Source organism: Methanohalophilus portucalensis (assembly GCF_002761295.1).
Taxonomy (GTDB): domain Archaea; phylum Halobacteriota; class Methanosarcinia; order Methanosarcinales; family Methanosarcinaceae; genus Methanohalophilus; species Methanohalophilus portucalensis.
This window is the reverse complement of the sequence record NZ_CP017881.1, coordinates 2,048,450-2,067,160: the sequence shown is the minus strand read 5'-3', so window position 1 is coordinate 2,067,160 and position 18,711 is coordinate 2,048,450. Positions and strand designations below refer to the sequence as shown.

Below are 18,711 nucleotides of genomic sequence, written 5' to 3'. Positions count from 1 at the left end.
TCCATCATATTCCCAGAAAATTTCTTTTCAATGCAAAATGAACATCTATATAAGGCATAAACAGAAATATTCTATATAGGAGTGTGATGCAATGGTCGTGCAGGAGCATAACAGCGAAGACTCGTCTTATGGGGGAATCGAGAGTCAAATACCTGTTGGGGACCTTATGTCCCGCAATGTTGTGAGCTTAGATGCTACCTGCAACGTTTTTGAGGTTGCCAGGGAAATGATGGCTAAAGGTACCGGCAGCGTCATAATAAGCAGGGAAAGTAAACCTATTGGCATAATCACAGAGCGTGACATTGTTGGCAAGGTGGTAAAACAGGACCTAACACCCAGCTCTGTCCCGGCAACAGAGATCATGTCATCTCCGATTATAATGGTAGAGGCTTCTACTAACGTTATAGAAGCATCCAGGCTGATGGTAAAGTCGAATATACGTAGACTTGCAGTCAATAAGGGGGAAGATATTGTTGGTATTATTACAGATAGGGATATTCTTACAATTTCTCCGGGCCTCAACACTATTTTAGAGAACCTCATTGAAATGAACCGGGAAACAGGGATTCCTGAAGAGAGCTATCTGGAAAGAGGAATTTGCCAGCGTTGCGGTTCGTATGTGGATGAACTCACAAGCGTAAACGGGTTGGCCCTCTGTGAAGACTGCAAGGAAGAAGAAGGATACTACGACTAAAAACCATCAAACCAACGCCGCAAATAAGGGGGATTTTTGCACGCAGATAAATGAAACTATGTCAGGGGACGCAGTGTATCTGCACGAAAGTGACACTGTGACCCATGCTCGCCAGTTGATGAGAGATCATTTTCTAAGGGGAATTCCTGTTGTGAAAGACAAAGGGAAGGTTTCGGGAATGATCACTGATCAGGATATTTTGAAAGTGGCATCCACAAAATCAAATGTGACTGTTGCCGGTTTTGTGAACCCGGTCCCACAGATAACACCTGAGACTGATATTTACAGGGCCGCTTCCTTGCTACTGGAAGCAAAACTTGAAAGATGTCCCGTGGTTAAAAGTACCATTGAACAAAACCTGGCAGGAATTGTAAGCAATACCGATCTTCTTGGCAAAATGGTGAAGCGGGATTTATCAAAATCAATCAGCGAGATCGTGACCTCTCCTGTCACCACATGCACACCGACAGATAACATCGGGGAAATCTGGTCTGCTATGCTTGAAAATGATTATACAGGCCTTCCGGTGGTCTCAAAGAAAAATAAACTGATGGGCATGGTTACCAGGAGAGACCTGATAAAATCGGGGTTTGCACGTATAGGAGTCAGGGAAAAAGACGGCAGCATACACAACCAGCCAGTTGAGAAAGTAATGTCAACACCTGCCTACAGCATCAAACAGGATACATCCGTGAAAGAATGTACAGAAAAAATCCTGCATTATGATATCGGCAGATTAACAGTGGCTGTTGAAGACAAACCCGTAGGCATTGTAGACAGAAGCGACCTGCTCAGGGCCTATACCGAATAAGTAGGCTTTGTAGAGATGATATAACACATTATACCGGGTGGTATAGGTGAATTCAAAGGATAAAACACGTATTCAAAAAGAGGATAAAATGAGTTCCAGACAAAAAAGTACCGGTAATCCAGGAGGGACAGATATCAGCAAGGATCCAAAGGCCTACAGTATGGAGAGTACAATGGACAGGGGAAATGTCAACTTCAAGGCCCATATAGCCCAGCATGAGGGAAGTATGCTGGCCGTTGCAACAAAAGATGTAATTTCCTCAAATCCCACTACTTCCATAATAGATATCATTAAAAAAATGAGCAAGATGCATTTCAAGCATATGCCTATTGTCAATGCAGGGACATCAAAACTTGAAGGTATAATCACTTCAGTGGATATAATGGACCTATTGGGTGGAGGAGAAAGAAGCCTTTTCGTGGAGAAAAAATTCAAGGGGAACCTGCTTTCAGCTATAAATGCACAGGTGCGCTACGTAATGGAGCATAATGTCCACAGTTTGAGGAACGATGCACATATTGAAAAGGCCTTTGAGTTGATGATAGACAAACATATTGGATGCGTGCCCATAGTGGACAATGAGGGTCATCTGGAAGCAATCTGTACAGAAAGGGATTTCCTTACCTTTATAGAAGGAGTGCTGACCGGGAAAAAGGTCGAAAAATGGCAGACCAGAAATGTCAAAACTGCGGATGCAGCTACCTCGATCTGGGATGTTGCCAGGACAATGGTTGAAAATGAGTTCAAAAGAGTTCCTATTGTCAGGGACAATATACTTGTCGGAGTCGTTACATCTTCCGACATCCTCGGTTATCTGGGAACCGGGGAAGCTTTTGAAAAACTCACAACAGGTAACATCCACGAGGCTTTCGACAGCCCGATTAGCTCCCTCTTGCATAATGAGCTTATCTGGACAATACCGGATGCTGATCTCGGCGAAGCAGCAGAAATCATGCTTGAAAAAGGAATCGGATGCCTTCCTGTAATAAAAGATGGTAATCTAGAGGGAATCCTGACAGAAAGGGATATCCTGCTTGCACTGGCAGACAAACAATAAAATTTCTTACGGAGGATAGGAAAATGAATGTATCGGATATAATGAGTACTCCGGTCTATGTGATTGGAACAGAGGAACCTGTATCACACGCAAGGAACCTGATGTTTCGTCACAAGATCAGTACTTTGATAGTTGTTGAAGAGGATGAAATAAAGGGAATTATCACAAAAAGTGATATCAGCAGCCGCCTTGCACAGGCAGAACCAATGTGGAGACGGCGCCCCATTGACAAGATCCCGGCAAAAATGGTGATGACTGCTGAACCGGTTATCACTATTTATCCCGATGCATCCGTATCCCAGGCCATTAACCTGATGCTGGAAAATCAGATCAACAACCTGCCGGTGTTCAAGAACAAGCTACAGGGAATCGTAACAATCGGGGATGTAGTCCGTTATGTAGCAGATAAAGCCATAACAACTAAAATTTCCGAAGTGCTTACCGATGACGCTGTGGAGGTGCACCGCCATCATACAATCAACCATGTAATAGATGAAATGGAAAAGCACAGAGTCAGTAAAGTAATAGTGATAAACGATGTTGGGGATACCGTCGGTATGATCTCCACCAGGGATATTGCTCTTAGTGCCATGGAGGATAATGAAGGTAAGATGCAGTCAAAGAATATCAAAATGGCACGTAAACCCACCCAGGGAGGCGAAAAAACATACAGGTATGTAAAAGATGTACCTCTGGTAGCAGAGGATATAATGGTCGAACTTGACGGGATTGTAAATATCGAAGATAACCTCTCAGATGCGGCCAAAGTAATGGTAGAAAACAATCGTACAGGCCTTCCTGTAGAAAAGGAAGGAAAGATAGTAGGAATCTTGAGCAGAATCGATATAATAAGGGCTGCTTAAGCAGGTAAATTCCCAGGAGATGTTTATTATGCAGGTAAAGGACATAATGGTACAACCAATAAGCGTAGATAAAGCAGACACTATTTCTCATGCACTGGACATAATGGAAAAGAACGATACAAGAAGACTGCTGGTTACTCACAACGGTCAGCTTGTAGGTGTCCTGACCATGAGAAATCTTACCAAGGAACTGGGAACCCGCAAGAAGGGGGCCAAACCTGCCTCTTCCCTTCATGTGGCCACTGCTGTATCGGATAATTTCATTAAAGTTCTGCCAGATACCGATCTTGATGATGCCATTACTTTGATGAAAAAGAAAGGCGGGGTTCTGATAGTCACCGATAACGAGGATATAATGGGCTGGGTTACTCCCCAGGAAATCCTTCAAAACCTGTATTTCGATGGTTTTGCCGGTGAAATGATGATAAAGGAACCTGTAGTCGTCAATCCGGCCGACAGGGTAAGTCATGTAAGGCACATAATACTCGAGAACAATATGGGCAGGTTCCCTGTAATGGATAGCGGTGAACTGCTTGGTATAATTACCGAACATGATATTGCCAAAGCGATGAAATCCTTCCGGGAACTTGTATCCGGAAACCAGCAGGATTCCAGGATCAAGAACCTGATTGTCGAAGATATAATGAAAATGGGTACCAAGACCGCATACACCAACACACCGGTTGCCGAGGTGGTTGATATGATGCTCAAGAACAATATCGGTGGAGTACCGGTACTCAATCTGGAGGAGGATTTCGCGGGCTTTATCACCCGGCGTACCCTTGTAGATACCCTGGCAAAATGAAGGCAAAGGATGAAAGGTTCGGAGAAACCAGAACTTGATATGGAAAAGACAGCCCTGTTTTTAGGGCTGTCAGTCTCCAGACTGGAAAGACTGCTTGAAAAAAGACTACTATCAAGAAACTGGGGAAAGTACACGAATTTTTTCAGGTTCGAAACTTCCGTCTCAGGTATAGAAAGAGGAAGTGTGCTCCTGCAAAAACACAATGGGAAACTGGATTTAATCCTGGGTTTCCCAAAAATACAGCGTGCGATGCTGCTTGAGCCTTCTATAAATAACCATTTTTCAGAAATTGATAAACTCATAGTCGAAGAAAAGATGAACGGATATAATGTCCGTGTAATTGAAAACGCAGGAAAACTTATCGCTTTCACCCGCAGCGGGCATATCTGTCCCTATTCCACAGAAAAGGTCAATTATCTTTTAGACCCCTCTTTTTTCAGACAATATCCTGACCTGGTAGTTCACGGGGAAATGGCAGGCCCTGAGAATCCTTATGTCTCCAAAAATATCTACGATACGCAGACACTGGATTTTTTTGTTTTCGATATACGCCATAAAAAGACTGGACAACCCCTGCAGGTCAGACAAAGAAGAGAATTGGCCGCCTCATTTGGTTTTAAGCAGGTTCCTTTCCTGGGAGAGTTTGCAAGGAAAGAGGCTGCTGAAAAGATCATGCAAATTATAAAAGAACTGGGTGAGATGGGACACGAAGGGGTGGTCATCAAGGATTTGGATATGGACCTGGCACCTATCAAATATACATGTTCTCAGAGTAATTGTGCCGATCTTGAACATGCTTTCAAGTTCTATAATGAGGTGGGGCGGGATTACCTGTATTCCAGGGTAGTCAGGGAAGGTTTCCAGACCGTGGAATGGGATGAAGACGAAGAGACAATGGATCAACGATGCTTAAGGCTTGGCAGAAGCATCATCTCTCCTATGGCCGATTCTGTCCGAAGGGTTGGCAACGGTGAAAAACTCTATGATGAGGTTACCTTGCGGTTTCAAAGTCCACAAACCCTGCAGGAATTTGAGGAATATTTCCGCCGGCTTGGTATTGATGCTATTTTTGACCGGGTGGGGTATTCAGGAGGAGAACTTATGGTTAACCTGCAAAAACTCAACCAGAGTACCACCGACAAGACAGAAGCGATGTGGGAAGGCAACCTCTGGTAAAGTAACACATTTATGCACCAAGCACCTGTTAGTGCATAGGTGTAACAATGACTAAAATCGCAATTATCGGAAGTGAGGGAAGCGGCAGGACTTCTCTGGCGGCAAAACTGGGTAAAAAGAGCACATCTGCAGATATCACCATGTATGATTATGCCAAGAACGATGTGGTGATGACAACAATTGATGCCAATGGTTACCCCAAATCCGTCAAACCCCTTGTTACTGCCCTTCAACTTTCCGACATAGCCCTGCTCTGTATTCCACCGCAAGGCCCTGATGCCTTTGCCGGGGAATGTATCATGGCCCTGGACCTCATGCAGTACAAGCACGGGATTGTCGTACTCACCAAAGCGGATACCTCATACCCTTACGCACAGGAAGAACTACAGAAAAACTTGCAGAAAATCCTGTCCCCAACCGCCCTGGCAAACTGGGAATTTGTAAACCTGTCCACCGAGTCCTTCGAAGGTCTGGAGGAGATCAAAGAAAAGATCTTTGAACTTGACAAGCAGGTCAATTCTCAATATGAAGAACTAAACGATAAACCCGTCCGCATAACCGTTGATCAATCCTTCAATGTCACGGGGATTGGCTGTGTGGTACTGGGAATTGTGGAACAGGGGACGGTGAATGCAAAGGAAAAACTGACAGCCTACCCTGCAGACAAGCCTCTGGAAGTAAGATCTATCCAGATGCATGACGAAGATGTAAAAAGCGCTCCTGCGGGCGCCAGGGTCGGCCTTGCCCTTAAGGGTGTCCAGTCAAAGGATATTGAAAGGGGTTTCATTATTTCTGAAAAGGAAGAGGTTGCTGAATCCCTCGTACTGGAATGTACCCTTTCCTCCTTTGCTTCTCCTCTCAAGATATCCGATGTACCCCATATCTTCACAGGCCTGCAGTCATCACCTATGCGTATTGAGAAAATCGAGATTGATGGAAAGGAAGCCGAGCAGGTAAATTCCAGCCAGCAATGCACACTTCATTTAAACGGCTCCCATGAAATAGCCTACAGGCAGCAGGACAGATTCATAATCACAAATCTGGATGCAAAACAGAGGTTTACAGGTTACGGGTTCGTAAAAGAATAATTATCTTCTGCCGAGTACCTCAATGCCTTTTTCCCCGAACCGAAAGGCCTGTCTGGATATGGGATGAGGCACCCCTCTCATTTTTATGATCTGGAGAGAGCGATCTTCATCATCTGAAGCCGGATTATGGAATAATATCACACCATCGGCAGCGAAATGCTCCGAAGATACACTTAGAGGAGTGGGATGATCGTCTATAAGAAGAGTCGTGCAACCCAATGCCTGTAGATTGCGCACAAATCGCGCCATTTCCATTTTTTCCAGGCATTCGTCCTGATTGGAAAAACGTATGGATGAGAGAGGGTCCACTACAACCCTTTTGATATCATTGGCCGCAACATGTGCAGATATTTCCTTAAAAACAATTGAAGCAGATGGAGGCTCTCCTTCTACAGGATAGGGATTCATATCGGATTTAGGAGTTATGACTTCCTTTAATTCATCCATGTACCCATATTCCATCTCCGGGCCCAGATCTGCAAAGAATATTTTTTTCATTTTCAGCAGGGCAGGCAGATTGAGGGAGTAAGTGGAAATATCGGCTACAAGATGCTCGGAATTCTGCATCAATGTGACATAGAGACCTGCAGCTCCGAAAGACGCCCCATGTGTCAGGTACTGCATACCAAAGGTACTTTTACCACTTCCCGGCGAGCCATTCAATAGATAGACCCTCCCCTGTGGCAAGCCTCCTCCTATCAATTCATCAAGCCCTTCAATTCCAGTCTCTGCCTTCATCACTACCCTCAAATAATATATGGAAAAAACTTCTAGGTATCCAATGCATACATCAGGTTATATTAAACTAAATGAATATTATACTTTAGAAGTATATTAAAGTTATAGTTAACATTCCCAAAAATGGTCGCAACATGTCATCCAAACCAAATTCCCTGATAAAATGGCCTGCTTTTCTGTGGTGTCTGAAAATATTTACCTATTCAGCCGCATTGACAGCTTTACTGGCACTGGCAACTTATGCAATTATGACGGCCATGGCAGAACCTGTAACTATAAATGAGACCATTGAAAAAGCCACATCCGCAGCAACTTCAAAAGTCCATCGGGGCGCAGGATATGTGGGAATTACCTGGTCGATATTCCTTTTTAATAGCCTCGCTGCTCTTACCGCTTCGGCAGGGACAGCAATTTTTGTCTATTTAAATCGCTTCCTGTTGAAAGATATCACATCCCGCAGGCAGCATCACAATTATGCAAAAATCTCTATTGCAATGGAAAAAGACCTCTATCCGATCTACAGGGTACTTGAGTGGCCTGCTGAGCGCTTTTTTGGATTCCGGTCCATCAATACCCAAACAGAAGAAAATTCAGTATGGAATTATACAGGCTACAGCAGGTATCATTTCCAGCTACTTACAGCAATAGTCCCCTTTTCAGTTCCTCTGCTAGTAGCAGCCGCCAATGGGGCCATTCTGGGAATGCTTTTTGCTTTTTACCTATTCAACGGAGCTTTTTCGGGTTACCAGATGGCCGGAATCAATGGAATTGTGGGTGGAGTTGTCTATAATGTTATTTTTTTCATATCCGCAATCCTGCCCCACGGGATAATCGAAATTCCGGTCATCCTTGTCAGTACTTCCATCGGGTATGTAATTGCAGACTCCAACTGCCGGCTTGTAAGGGACAAAAATCTTTTCGTCTCCGACAATATAGAGGACCTGGAGGCAGATATAGTAACAGAAGAAAGGAATACAGGTACAATCCTGTTTTCTCCCTTATTCTGGAAAATTTACGTATTATTCGTACTGTTGCTTCTGATAACCGCTTTCATAGAGACAGAGGTTACACCCAGCATAATTACCCGGGCCCTTTCAATAGTAGAACCGTTTGTATCCTCACTACTCAATTCCTGAAAGTATCAAGGGCCTCTGCTACATTACCAAGCAGGGTAGAAGCTATTTCCGGGGTCGGCCAGGAGCCCAGACCACAATCCGGCCCGACATATTTGACCCGGTCCCCGAATATTCCATAAGCATGTTCCAGACGTTTGAGGATGGTAGAGGGAGTTTCCATGTCAGTTACCAGTTCCTGAAGCATTTCAGGTTTCTGCCAGGCATTGGTTGAATATTTTTCATTGAGAATGGCTACAAGATTGAAAATATCCGTTCGCGCCACACCGGCCCTGAGGAAAGAATCTGTTTCCTCGAGGACTTTTTTATCAATAAGTTCCAGATAGGTGGGACTGGCTGCTGATTCCACACCAATTACATTGATACCTGATGTACGACAGGCAAGCTCATAGTACAGCGGGGAATGCAGATGGATCTCTACGTCCACTCCCTTGCGGGAAGCAGTTGCAGAGGCTTTTTCCAGTGCATTTATAATCTCATCATCATCAAACATAACCTGCGGGTTGATACCGATACTGGGCTCATCAATGGATACGGTATGTACATTGAAATTGGATGCATTATCAATGGCATTGGTTACAAATTTGTCAATGCTTTGTCCAAAGAGTTCCAGTATATCATCATAGGAAGTTCCACCGAATTCCTGCAAGTATAATTCCAGTGGACCTGTCACACACACACGGACATTGGGTTTTATACCGGTTTCCATCCGATACTCTTCTGCAGCTTTTTCAATCGCTTCAAGTTCAATTATCTTCGCACAACTTAGTTTTACATCAAAGGGTCCCTCTATGCATTCAGGATCATTGAGGATGGAAAGGAATTGCTTATTCATATCCTGAAACTGAGGATAGGTTGCAACGTCCACACCGGCATCCAGTTTTTGCCGGAATGTGGATTTGATGACATCAAAAGCCGCAGGTTCATGTGCGGGTATTGCTTCTCTTAACCACTCTGCACTTATTCCTCCTTGAAGAGGGAAACTGCCGATATCATCGAAAATCAGTTCTGTCATGCTTTCCAATGAGCAAGCTTCATTAATAACAATTGCGCAATATTCAATGTAGGAGAATGGGAAGCAAAATGCAATCTGGACTCAGAGAAAATTTACTCAATGTTCTAGCCGGAAAGGAAGAAGGACTAATACCTGTACTATCAGTGACCCAGACAGCCACAAACGGTCTGATGGAAACTACCGGAGCATTCTGGCCACAGGCTCACTCCAGCGCCTTTCAGATGGCAGAACTCTCGCTGGCAGCACATAATGTCGGGGGACTGGAAGCAATACGCTACCCCTTTTGCCTGACGGTACTTGCCGAAGCGGCCGGATGTGAAGTTGACCTGGGAACCATAAATAAGCCTCCTGAAGTGATATCCCATCCCTTTGCCGAAAAAGTGGAAAAACCCAATATTCCTGCCGACCTTTATGACAGAGCAAGGATACCGGTGGTACTGGAAGCCACACGCAGATTGAAAAATCTTGCACCGGATGTACCGCTGATTGCAGGAATGGAAGGCCCGGCTACATTGGTATACCATCTTATAGGAGCACAGAATTACCTGAAATGGGCTCTTTTCAAACCTGAAACCTTCAAGATGTATATCAGGGAAGCAACCTGCATTTGTGAAGGGTATGCAGAATTACTTTTTGAAGCCGGAGCCGATGTGATCTGCCTGAATGATACGGTTGCCGGACCGGAAACACTCGATTGTCTGTTATTCGAGACCCTCATCAAACCATCATATCAGCATTTTACTCATTCCATTGAAGGACCGGTTGTTATGCATATGTGTGGTAATACGACATCCATTCTCTCCTCACTGGCAAATTGTGGTTTTGAAGGAATTAGTATTGAGGAAAGTGTCAGTGTAGCTGAAGCAAAATCTCAGATCGGCTCAAGAACCATTCTTATAGGGAACATATCAACGACAAATACCCTGCTTTACAGTACACCAGAAGAAGTTGAGGAGGAAGCATTCAAATGCTTGGAGGAGGGAGTGGATATACTAGCTCCGGGTTGCGGTCTTGCACCTGAAACCCCGGTTGTGAACATCAGGGCAATGGAACAGGCTAGGGACAAATATCTGAATGATTTTGAATAAATTATAATTTCAAGATTTACAATCTGTGTCATAGAAAATTTTTTGATATATAAAAAGACGGTTTTGTTTTTAGCAGTGCTAATTAGAGAATGCGCATTTCAAAGATATAATAAATTATTGTCACCATACGCATTATCTATAATTTAATATCAAAAAGAAAGTATAAACTACAAGAAGTAATAATATAAAGCCTATAACAATTTTATATGTCTTTTCCATATCAACCAGTCCTTTTGATCTTTATTCAAACCCAATATGCAAATCTTTCTTAAAATATATTAATAATATGTAAAAAATTAACTGCATATGTTTTCATTCTTTCTTTATCCCCACTCAATTTACTCCAGAGGCACAATCAGACAAGCTTTAAGTATTCTCAAAGCCAATATTACCATACCTTTGGGGATACGGAGTTCAAATCTACTCTGAAAGTTTCATTTAAATAAATCCAATATTTTTTGATATCTACATCTTCTTCCATAGGATCCGCATTATAAGCATTTTGTGTCCATATCATCGAACTATCCCTCTTCGATTGGACGATTCCAGTATTTCTTCAATTCTATAGTCTTCAAACCTTGAAACCCTGTATCTTACAGTATCTCCTATTTCTGCCATATTGAAATCTTCTCTGCTGGCATAGTAAGCATAAGTTTGCCCTTTTCTTACATCATTGACAGGATCATCAGAACTCACTTGTATGGAAACAATATAGTCAATGCTGACATATTTCATATCCATCTGTTCGTGCAATGAATCGTTGATGAAGACATTCCTGTCCTCTGGAGAGAAAAACTGCTCAAAGTCTTTATCCTCTACAAGTATCCAGGGTTCGCCCGGAACTTGTCTGTTCAACAAAATAGTAGCTCCGGTATTTCCACTCATCCTTCCGTTAATCGCTTTGGTTTCAACCACGCCTTCCACCTCAACAGGAATCACATAATAAAAGAACAACAGGAAAGCTATTGTGAGCATTAATAATAGTATCCTATTCAATTTTTCCATGTGCCACCAAATTTCTAAAAATTGAAATATTACTACCTTTTGGCAGCAATATTTTCTTAATTATAGCTGATGTATGGTGAAGACGTAGTGGACAAAATTTTAGAACTTAGAAAACTTTCTCTAAATATGCCTACACCTTTGACATCCAGTATTTTGTAGTTTCCACTACTATGTTGATTTGCACTACATGTACTCCCCGGGTTCATACCTACAGTAGAAGTCTTAGCAGTATCACTATTACACGTAATCTTCCATTCAGCAATGTCTGTATTTGTACTGCTATAGCATTCTGTCGATACATCTGGTTGAGTATATGTCCAAGTAAGTCCTGCCGAAACTCCCCCAGATCCTCCGGTTATAGTTACACTTTGTGATGTTTGTCCTGTGTATGGTCCGTTTGGCCTATAACTGTACAATTGTGGATTTCCTAAATTACCATCGCACCATTCTTGTTTAGCATAACCTACATCGTTTTTCCATGAAGATGGAGCAAATGCACGATAGCCCGGTTCAAGTCCAAATTCTTGAACAATAGCAAACCAATCTACTGTACTGCTACCGTCATTGTAAAGACAATATAATTCATAATTATTTGTTACTCCTCCATAGGGAGATAAATAATAATCATCATAGAATCTGCATGGATCACTCCATTGCGCTCCACTTTCGGATGAAGTTGGGCTTAAGTTATTGGAAATGAGTTCTGAATCAATATTTGTTTCTGCTTTTTCAAATTCCAAGACTTCAGTATTGTACCACGTTTTTGCCCTTTCCCGAATCTTAGACACGGACTTCTCATCACCAGCAATTCCTACATATTGACTTGTTGTTCCATCATCATTAATTCTAAAACAGTATGCTACAATGCGCCCTCCTTCCGGAACTTGGGGTACTGAGTATATTATTGAATTGTTTGCAGTTCCCTTCTCTTTTCTGTAATTATTGATTACTGATTCTCTTGTCCCATTTAATTCTTTTATTGAAATTGGGTTTGAGAAATTTTGCACCATACACACAAATTTTTTGTCTTGATGTGAATGTACTATCTTATCATCTAGTGCTTCATCAGTACTTTGAGCACTCACAGCCGGCACAAATGCCATGCTCACCAGCAACATTGCGACCAGCAGTCCAAATCCAAGTTTGTTGTTCTTTTGCATTTTATTCACCTCTTAGTTTGCCCAAGAGGCAGAAGCAAGCAAGTTTTAAGTACCCTCAAAACCAATATTACCATGCCTTCGGGCGATACAGGGGTTCAACTATTCTCTGGTGGGTTGAGTTGAACCTCACATTGTAAAATAATCTAACTCCTATATATACTCTGGTATTATGTATACATGTGTTACCCATTGAGCTAACACATAATAATGTGATTCTCCGGATCTGGATGCTACTATCCAAAAAATATTGCGGAGATGTCAGATTAAGAAAGCTGACAAAAGGACCCTCTAGATTTTAATTTTAAAAGAATTTCAGGTAAAGATAAAGTTCCAGAATAAGGATTACAGGAATACCCAGTTTGAACTTCCAGCGGCGAACCTTATGCCTGAAGATGTACATGCCTGCCAGGATACCCGCGCTGCCCCCTGCAAAAGCGCAGGTGAAAAGGAATTTCTCCGATATGCGGTAGGCTCCCTTTACAGCTTTTCTCTTATCAATTCCCATTATCCCAAATGAAAAAAGACTGGCAAGGCCAATATAGGCAAGTACCAGCTGTTCGAGGACAAACATGGGTGTCACATTGATTCTGGAGCGCCCATTCCCAGGGTATCCAGTACATTGGCCAGCGCTATCCGGGCACAGTCCACAAGACCCAATCTGGCATTCCTGAGTTCTTCAGTTTCGGCACCCAGCACAGGGGAGAACCGGTAGAACTGGTTGAAAGCATCGGCCAGATCCCTGCCATAAATAGCGATTATGTGAGGTTTGAGATCGTCTGCAGCCTGTTTTAATACTTTATCAAACAAAGCAATTTGTTTTATCAGGGTGATCTCGGATTCATCGGTCAGTACTGAAGCATTGGGTTTTGACGCGGGATCCCAGATTCCTTCCTCACCAGCCTTTTTGAGGATACTGCTTGCACGGGCATGGGAATATTGTATAAAGGGGCCACCCTGTTTTTCAAAATCAAGGGCCGCTTTCCAGTCAAACACCGTGGATTTTTCCGGAGAAACCTTGATTATATCATACCTGACAGCACCGATACCAACCATACCGGCCACCTCTTTCATAAATTCAGGTGACATTTCCGGGCGGCGTTTTTCAACTTCCTCGAAGGCTCTTGCTTGAACCTTGTCCAGCAATTCATCAGCGGTGATGAACTGGCCCCTTCGGGTACTCATGGAACCCTCTGGCAGGGATACAAATTCAAAGATTACAATCTCAGGTTCCTTTAAGCCGACAGCATTGAGGGTGGCTTTGAGCTGGCCGGAGATCAGTTTGTGATCCGCTCCCAGAATATCAATTATCCGATCTGCCTGCATGGCTTTCCATTCATGATAGGCAATATCCCTTGTAGTATAAAGGGAGGTACCATCACTGCGCTGCACAACAAGGGTTTTTTCAAATCCGTAATCGGAAAGATCCACCACAAGGGCACCATCATCCACATCGGTGCGGCCGGTTTTTCGAATTTTATCCACGATATCCGACACTTCCCCGGAGCGGACAAAACCGGATTCATTAACAAAAGAATCATGATGGACATTCATACGAAGTAAAGTACTGCGAATTCCTTTTACAGCAAGGTCCACGGCATCATCAAACCGTTTTATGACCTCCGCATCCCCGGATTCCACCAGCTGCATCAAATTATCGATGTGTTCAACCTTCTGGGGATCATCCTCAAGCCGGGCATTGGCCTTGATATATACATTGGCAATAGCATGATCCGATTTGAGATCGGGATCCATTTCGAAATGTTCCAGGGCCCAGGAAACTATGGCAATCTGCCTGCCCATATCATTGACGTAATACTGGGCATCCACCTCATACCCGGTTTTTCTCAGAATCCTGGTCAGGGTGTCACCTATTATGGAATTGCGTATGTGGCCCACATGCAAAGGACCATTGGGATTGGCCGAGGTGTGTTCCAGCAATATTTTTCCTGAATAAAAATTCCCGCCAAAATCTTCCTTTTTGCTCCTGACTGTCTCAAAGGTACAGTCAATATAGGTTCTACTGGCCTTGATATTGATGTAGGGGCCGGTAGTCCCAATACTTTCGATCAGACTATTTTCCCGAAGCTGGACATTTTCCACGATCTGGTTTGCTACTTCCACCGGACTTTTCCTGGCAACTGCGGCCAGCTTGAAAGCAACCCTGGAAGAGAGGTCTGCGTGCTGGGAAGGCTCGGGGGCTATCTCCACCGGTTCAAAACCCGCTCTTTGTACGGCATTTTCAAGTACTGATACTACCTGGTTAATAAATTCAAGATACAAATGATCACCTTACATACCTGTATTATACCGCAAAATCGCAACAATGCCGCCAAAAGCATTGAGAAGCTGGCCGCCTTCCTCAAAATCAGTTGATATGAAAGCTACCTCACTTCCCATCTGATCACTCAGTTCCGAGAGTTCATCCACAATATCTACTCTTTCAACTACTTCCAGGGAAGAGCCACATTTGGGACAGTTGCCAAAGTCATCTACATTTTCCTGATCAGGTTGGTTTTCCCGGGTTATATTATTTTCATAATCCCCGGTGGTACACCTGACCTTAATTCTTTCCGACCTCAGGTCTTCGGATATCAACAGTTTCTCCACGGCCCCTATCATCAGGTTCTGACGCACTACTTCTTCACCATAGGCAGCCTTTCCGGAATCAGATACCAGTTCCTTGAAAAACTTTTGCATCAGGTTCTTTTCCACCATCAGGTCCAGGTCCTGCAGCCGATCACTTGCGGCATTGACAAGTTCCTGCAATCCTGATTCATCGGTGTAGGCCACATCAAAGAGGCCCAGTATTTTCTTTTGCAGCTCATGATGCAGGAATTCTCCTGATTGGAATTCTTCCTTGGTCGGGGAAGGCCCACCCAGCAATATTCCCTCGAAATCTTTCATGTCAACCGTCATGAAGATCTCACTGGCTGCATCTCCTATACGCTTGTAGAAATCATGTATAGCTATGAGCCTCAGCTGCTGGAAACGCTGAGCACTCTGACCACCTTTTCTCTGTTTACCAGGCACTGTTGAGGTGAGATTTCGGTAGGATTCTATATGTTTACCAGTAAGTAAACCAATTGTGGCTTCCCTTCTGTCAAGCACAAGCAAACCGTAGGTCTTGGCCTCCTTGAGCATACCCTCCAGTGGTTCGAGGAAAAAGGCAGAATCACAGTGATACTTGTAGATGGTAAGAGGTTGTGGAGGCTTTATGATAGTGGTTTCCATATTCGTTTTGTCCGCACCTACATCCACAGCTCCGGTAAAATAAACGATACCGTTTTCCGGAATCTCGAGATATTTAAGACGGGAAAGCAGAGAATCAATTGCAGACTGCACATTTGTCTTTGTGACCTTGGATTTTATATTAGAAGCCTGGCTGTGTTCAGTCTTAAGCTGCGAGGTCACATCGGACAGCTGTTTGTCAGGCGGTATGTAAAGGGATATTAGTTCAGTACCCCTTCCCTTTTTATTTCGGAGGGATTCAAGTTTTTTCTTGAATTCATATTTTTCATGAGCAGATTGTTCGGCCATTGTAAGGATACTCCATAATCAAAAATTAATCAAAATTTCGGGATATTCGCTATGCTCTAGGCTTACCATATAAGCCATTATTATAAATATAAGTTATGACAGTGCGTCAAACGGGTAATTTAGAAGCGATAAATTTTCCATCACGACAAAGCATGACAACACGACTTATTTCAACCTGATCGGCAACTTCATAACCCAATTCACAGCCAAGCTGATTTGCAAAATCAAGGACTTCTTCATGACCTGGCATGGCATCCCTTTCAAGCCGGTTTCTGGAAAAACCCAGGTGCATATAGGCTTTGACCTCAATAATATCAGGCTGTGCCTTTCTGATAAGGTCCGCATAACCTTTCACATCAAACATATTCACACCCTTGATTAGAGTAATACGAATAGCAGTCCTGCATTCTTTATCCTTAAGGACACTGAGAGATTCATTTATGTTATCCCATAAACATGGGTCCTTTGGAGAACAAACCTCCAGATAGGTCTGCCTGTCAGGAGCATCCAGGCTCATGTAGAGCTGGGAAGGTTCAATGCGTTTTACCATTTCAACAACAGTGCCGTTGGTCACCACAAAGGTACTCACACCCCTGCTGCGAAATTCTTCGATCAGTTCATCCAGATAAGGATAAAGGGTGGGTTCACCGGATAGGGAGATAGCCACATGTGCGGGTTCATTGGCCTGTTGCCACAATTCTCTTGAGGCGGAACCTCCAAAACCCGAAATGAGGTTGCGCTGACCTTCTATTGAAGACCCCACTATTTCCACTGGAGAATCCCATTTTGAGGGAGCTGGGACATCAAGCTCAACCGGCCTCCAGCAGTGCAGGCAACGCTGGTTGCAGCACAGGGTAGGAGTCATCTGCAAACATCTGTGGGAAGCTATCCCATAAAAACGGGCTTTATAACATTCTCCTTCCTCACGCACAGCCCTTCTCATCCACAGACATGTTTTGACAGCTGAATGGGATCCTGCAAGTCTGTATCCCTGTTTTTTTATTAATGTATCAATATCAGGTAATAAATCTGAAGCCATCCGGACTAACTCTTAACTGGCATTATATAAAATGCACGTTCAAAACTGCAGCATGGTCGGCTGGAAAGTGGCAAGATCAACCACCGGAACCCTTGCAGGTTCGGGGACCACATTCACCCGCTTCTGGAATTCGGTCTGGTCCTGCCAGGTTCCTGAATTAATGAGCAGGGTGCCCCTGTACTGCTTCACCCCTACGGTATGGACATGTCCACAATGCAGTATATCGGGGATGTGATCGATAACAAAATGGTCAGTCTTCTCCGGTGCTATAGAAACCCTGCTGCCATAGGTCGGGGATAGATGGCGACGCTTTACCATTTCCAGCATTGCTTTTTCAGGTTCACTGTAGGAAATTCCCTGTATACTCGCCACAAAATCATCTATAGAACGGCCGTGGTACATCAGCACAAGCACACCATCCAGATCCACCAGAGCAGGATTGCCCACGAATTTTATCCTCGGATCAAACATTTTCCTGATACGCTCCGGGAATGTGGGCTGGGGTTCGGCCTGGCGCACAGCATCGTGGTTACCGGGTCCAATAACTACTGTGATATCAGAAGGTATCTGGTTAAAATAGTGAGCAACTTCTTCATACTGATCATAAATATCCGGTATGGTAAGCTCATTTTCCTGTCCTGGGTAAATACCCACCCCATCTACAATATCACCGGCAACCACAATATAGCGTAATTGCTGTGCTATTTTGTTAAGCTCCGGGTTTTCCGATTGCCTTGTGACAAAAGTCATGAAATCGTCCCATTGCTCCTGCAGGAAGGTATTACTGCCTATATGCACATCTGAAATGAAAAGAGCTTTCCCCTGAATACCGTTTTTAGATAAACCCATATTGGGCAGATCCGGAAAAACAAGTTTTTTGGCTATCAGGAGTTTGCCGTCATTGGTGAGATTGCCACTTACTCCCACCACATCATCCAGGACAAGTTTGTTAGATTCCTCATAAATATCCTTATCATTCATACTGAAAAGGACCTGGAAGGAACCCGTAGGGTCTTCAAAACGTACCAGACGATGACCATTGGATGTATTTTTAATCTCAGATACCATACCAATTATGGAAATCTCATCCCCGGGCACACGTCTTTTGCCTTTCAGGCTTTCCATGGGTCTGGCATTGACCCTGCCGCGGATCATCTCACTTAACCGGCTGTAACGGTTGCGGAAATACTGTACAAATTCCATGTATTCCCCCACACAGGTGGAGCAATCGGTTATATCACATAGCACGGAAATAGGATTTGCAGAAGTGGTATTTACAACAGGTTCCTGTTTGCATGGAATCTCTGCCTCTCTTACTTCTTCAAATCCCGTAAAATCAATATCCTCAACGTCTATAACAAATACCGAATCATCCACACTTCCCAGTATGTGATTGATAAGGGCACTGGGATTGTTGTGAGAAGTTATAAGCTCGGCTGCCTGAGGACTTACCTGGTAGCCTGCTTCAAGCAAATCGGAAAGAAGAGACATTTCTTGCATTA

General features: G+C 43.6%; 18 protein-coding genes. 9 read left to right on the top strand and 9 right to left on the bottom strand.

The genetic code is table 11. The features are described from left to right. Positions 1-91 precede the first annotated feature (91 nt). The 7 genes from BKM01_RS10605 to BKM01_RS10575 are packed head-to-tail and all read left to right on the top strand — an operon-like array spanning position 92 to position 6,494. Complete coding sequence (locus tag BKM01_RS10605) at positions 92-694, top strand: CBS domain-containing protein (RefSeq protein WP_072361965.1); 603 nt, start codon at positions 92-94, stop codon at positions 692-694. Next, positions 657-1,505, top strand: coding sequence for a CBS domain-containing protein (locus BKM01_RS10600; RefSeq protein ID WP_327078540.1), 849 nt, complete (start codon positions 657-659; stop codon positions 1,503-1,505). The genes BKM01_RS10605 and BKM01_RS10600 overlap by 38 nt, the downstream gene beginning before the upstream one ends. A 46-nt stretch (positions 1,506-1,551) precedes the next feature. Then, complete coding sequence (locus BKM01_RS10595) at positions 1,552-2,562, top strand: CBS domain-containing protein (RefSeq protein WP_233125734.1); 1,011 nt, start codon at positions 1,552-1,554, stop codon at positions 2,560-2,562. A 23-nt stretch (positions 2,563-2,585) separates the two neighbouring features. Continuing rightward, on the top strand, positions 2,586-3,425 hold the full coding sequence (locus BKM01_RS10590) for a CBS domain-containing protein (RefSeq protein WP_072361958.1): 840 nt from the start codon (positions 2,586-2,588) through the stop codon (positions 3,423-3,425). 28 nt (positions 3,426-3,453) lie between these two features. Next, entirely contained in the window at positions 3,454-4,230 is a 777-nt protein-coding gene (locus BKM01_RS10585) for a CBS domain-containing protein (protein WP_198926198.1), read from the top strand. A gap of 9 nt (positions 4,231-4,239) precedes the next feature. Continuing rightward, a complete protein-coding gene (locus tag BKM01_RS10580) occupies positions 4,240-5,406 on the top strand; it encodes an RNA ligase (RefSeq protein WP_072361952.1) in 1,167 nt (388 codons plus the stop codon). Between the two features lie 47 nt (positions 5,407-5,453). Continuing rightward, positions 5,454-6,494 (top strand): EF-Tu/IF-2/RF-3 family GTPase, encoded by a 1,041-nt coding sequence (locus BKM01_RS10575; protein WP_072361949.1) that lies wholly within the window; start codon positions 5,454-5,456, stop codon positions 6,492-6,494. Here BKM01_RS10575 and BKM01_RS10570 read toward each other — a convergent pair whose 3' ends face one another. Next, positions 6,495-7,232, bottom strand: coding sequence for an RAD55 family ATPase (locus BKM01_RS10570; RefSeq protein ID WP_072361946.1), 738 nt, complete (start codon positions 7,230-7,232; stop codon positions 6,495-6,497). Between the two features lie 134 nt (positions 7,233-7,366). On the opposite strand from BKM01_RS10570, the gene BKM01_RS10565 reads away from it, so the two are divergent. Continuing rightward, positions 7,367-8,368, top strand: coding sequence for a stage II sporulation protein M (locus BKM01_RS10565; RefSeq protein WP_072361943.1), 1,002 nt, complete (start codon positions 7,367-7,369; stop codon positions 8,366-8,368). Here BKM01_RS10565 and BKM01_RS10560 read toward each other — a convergent pair. Next, positions 8,358-9,380 (bottom strand): methionine synthase, encoded by a 1,023-nt coding sequence (locus BKM01_RS10560; protein ID WP_072362022.1) that lies wholly within the window; start codon positions 9,378-9,380, stop codon positions 8,358-8,360. The genes BKM01_RS10565 and BKM01_RS10560 overlap by 11 nt on opposite strands. A 68-nt stretch (positions 9,381-9,448) precedes the next feature. On the opposite strand from BKM01_RS10560, the gene mtaA reads away from it, so the two are divergent. Next, positions 9,449-10,468: a methylcobamide:CoM methyltransferase MtaA gene (mtaA, locus tag BKM01_RS10555; protein WP_072362017.1), complete on the top strand. Its 1,020-nt coding sequence runs from the start codon at positions 9,449-9,451 to the stop codon at positions 10,466-10,468. A 513-nt stretch (positions 10,469-10,981) separates the two neighbouring features. Here mtaA and BKM01_RS10550 read toward each other — a convergent pair. From BKM01_RS10550 to BKM01_RS10520, 7 genes are all read right to left on the bottom strand, one after another. Next, positions 10,982-11,473, bottom strand: coding sequence for a hypothetical protein (locus tag BKM01_RS10550; protein ID WP_128754327.1), 492 nt, complete (start codon positions 11,471-11,473; stop codon positions 10,982-10,984). Between the two features lie 56 nt (positions 11,474-11,529). Then, the gene (locus BKM01_RS10545; RefSeq protein WP_072361937.1) at positions 11,530-12,633 is read right to left on the bottom strand and encodes a hypothetical protein; all 1,104 of its coding nucleotides are present in this window, start codon (positions 12,631-12,633) and stop codon (positions 11,530-11,532) included. Positions 12,634-12,934: 301 nt separating this feature from the next. After that, positions 12,935-13,204: a DUF1294 domain-containing protein gene (locus BKM01_RS10540; protein WP_072361935.1), complete on the bottom strand. Its 270-nt coding sequence runs from the start codon at positions 13,202-13,204 to the stop codon at positions 12,935-12,937. A gap of 5 nt (positions 13,205-13,209) precedes the next feature. Next, the gene (argS, locus tag BKM01_RS10535; RefSeq protein ID WP_072361933.1) at positions 13,210-14,913 is read right to left on the bottom strand and encodes an arginine--tRNA ligase; all 1,704 of its coding nucleotides are present in this window, start codon (positions 14,911-14,913) and stop codon (positions 13,210-13,212) included. Between the two features lie 9 nt (positions 14,914-14,922). Beyond that, entirely contained in the window at positions 14,923-16,170 is a 1,248-nt protein-coding gene (gene prf1 / locus BKM01_RS10530) for a peptide chain release factor aRF-1 (protein ID WP_072361931.1), read from the bottom strand. A gap of 106 nt (positions 16,171-16,276) precedes the next feature. Beyond that, positions 16,277-17,209, bottom strand: coding sequence for a 4-demethylwyosine synthase TYW1 (gene twy1 / locus BKM01_RS10525; RefSeq protein ID WP_072361929.1), 933 nt, complete (start codon positions 17,207-17,209; stop codon positions 16,277-16,279). A gap of 39 nt (positions 17,210-17,248) precedes the next feature. Continuing rightward, positions 17,249-18,709: a DNA-directed DNA polymerase II small subunit gene (locus BKM01_RS10520; RefSeq protein ID WP_072361927.1), complete on the bottom strand. Its 1,461-nt coding sequence runs from the start codon at positions 18,707-18,709 to the stop codon at positions 17,249-17,251. Between the last annotated feature and the right edge of the window lie 2 nt (positions 18,710-18,711).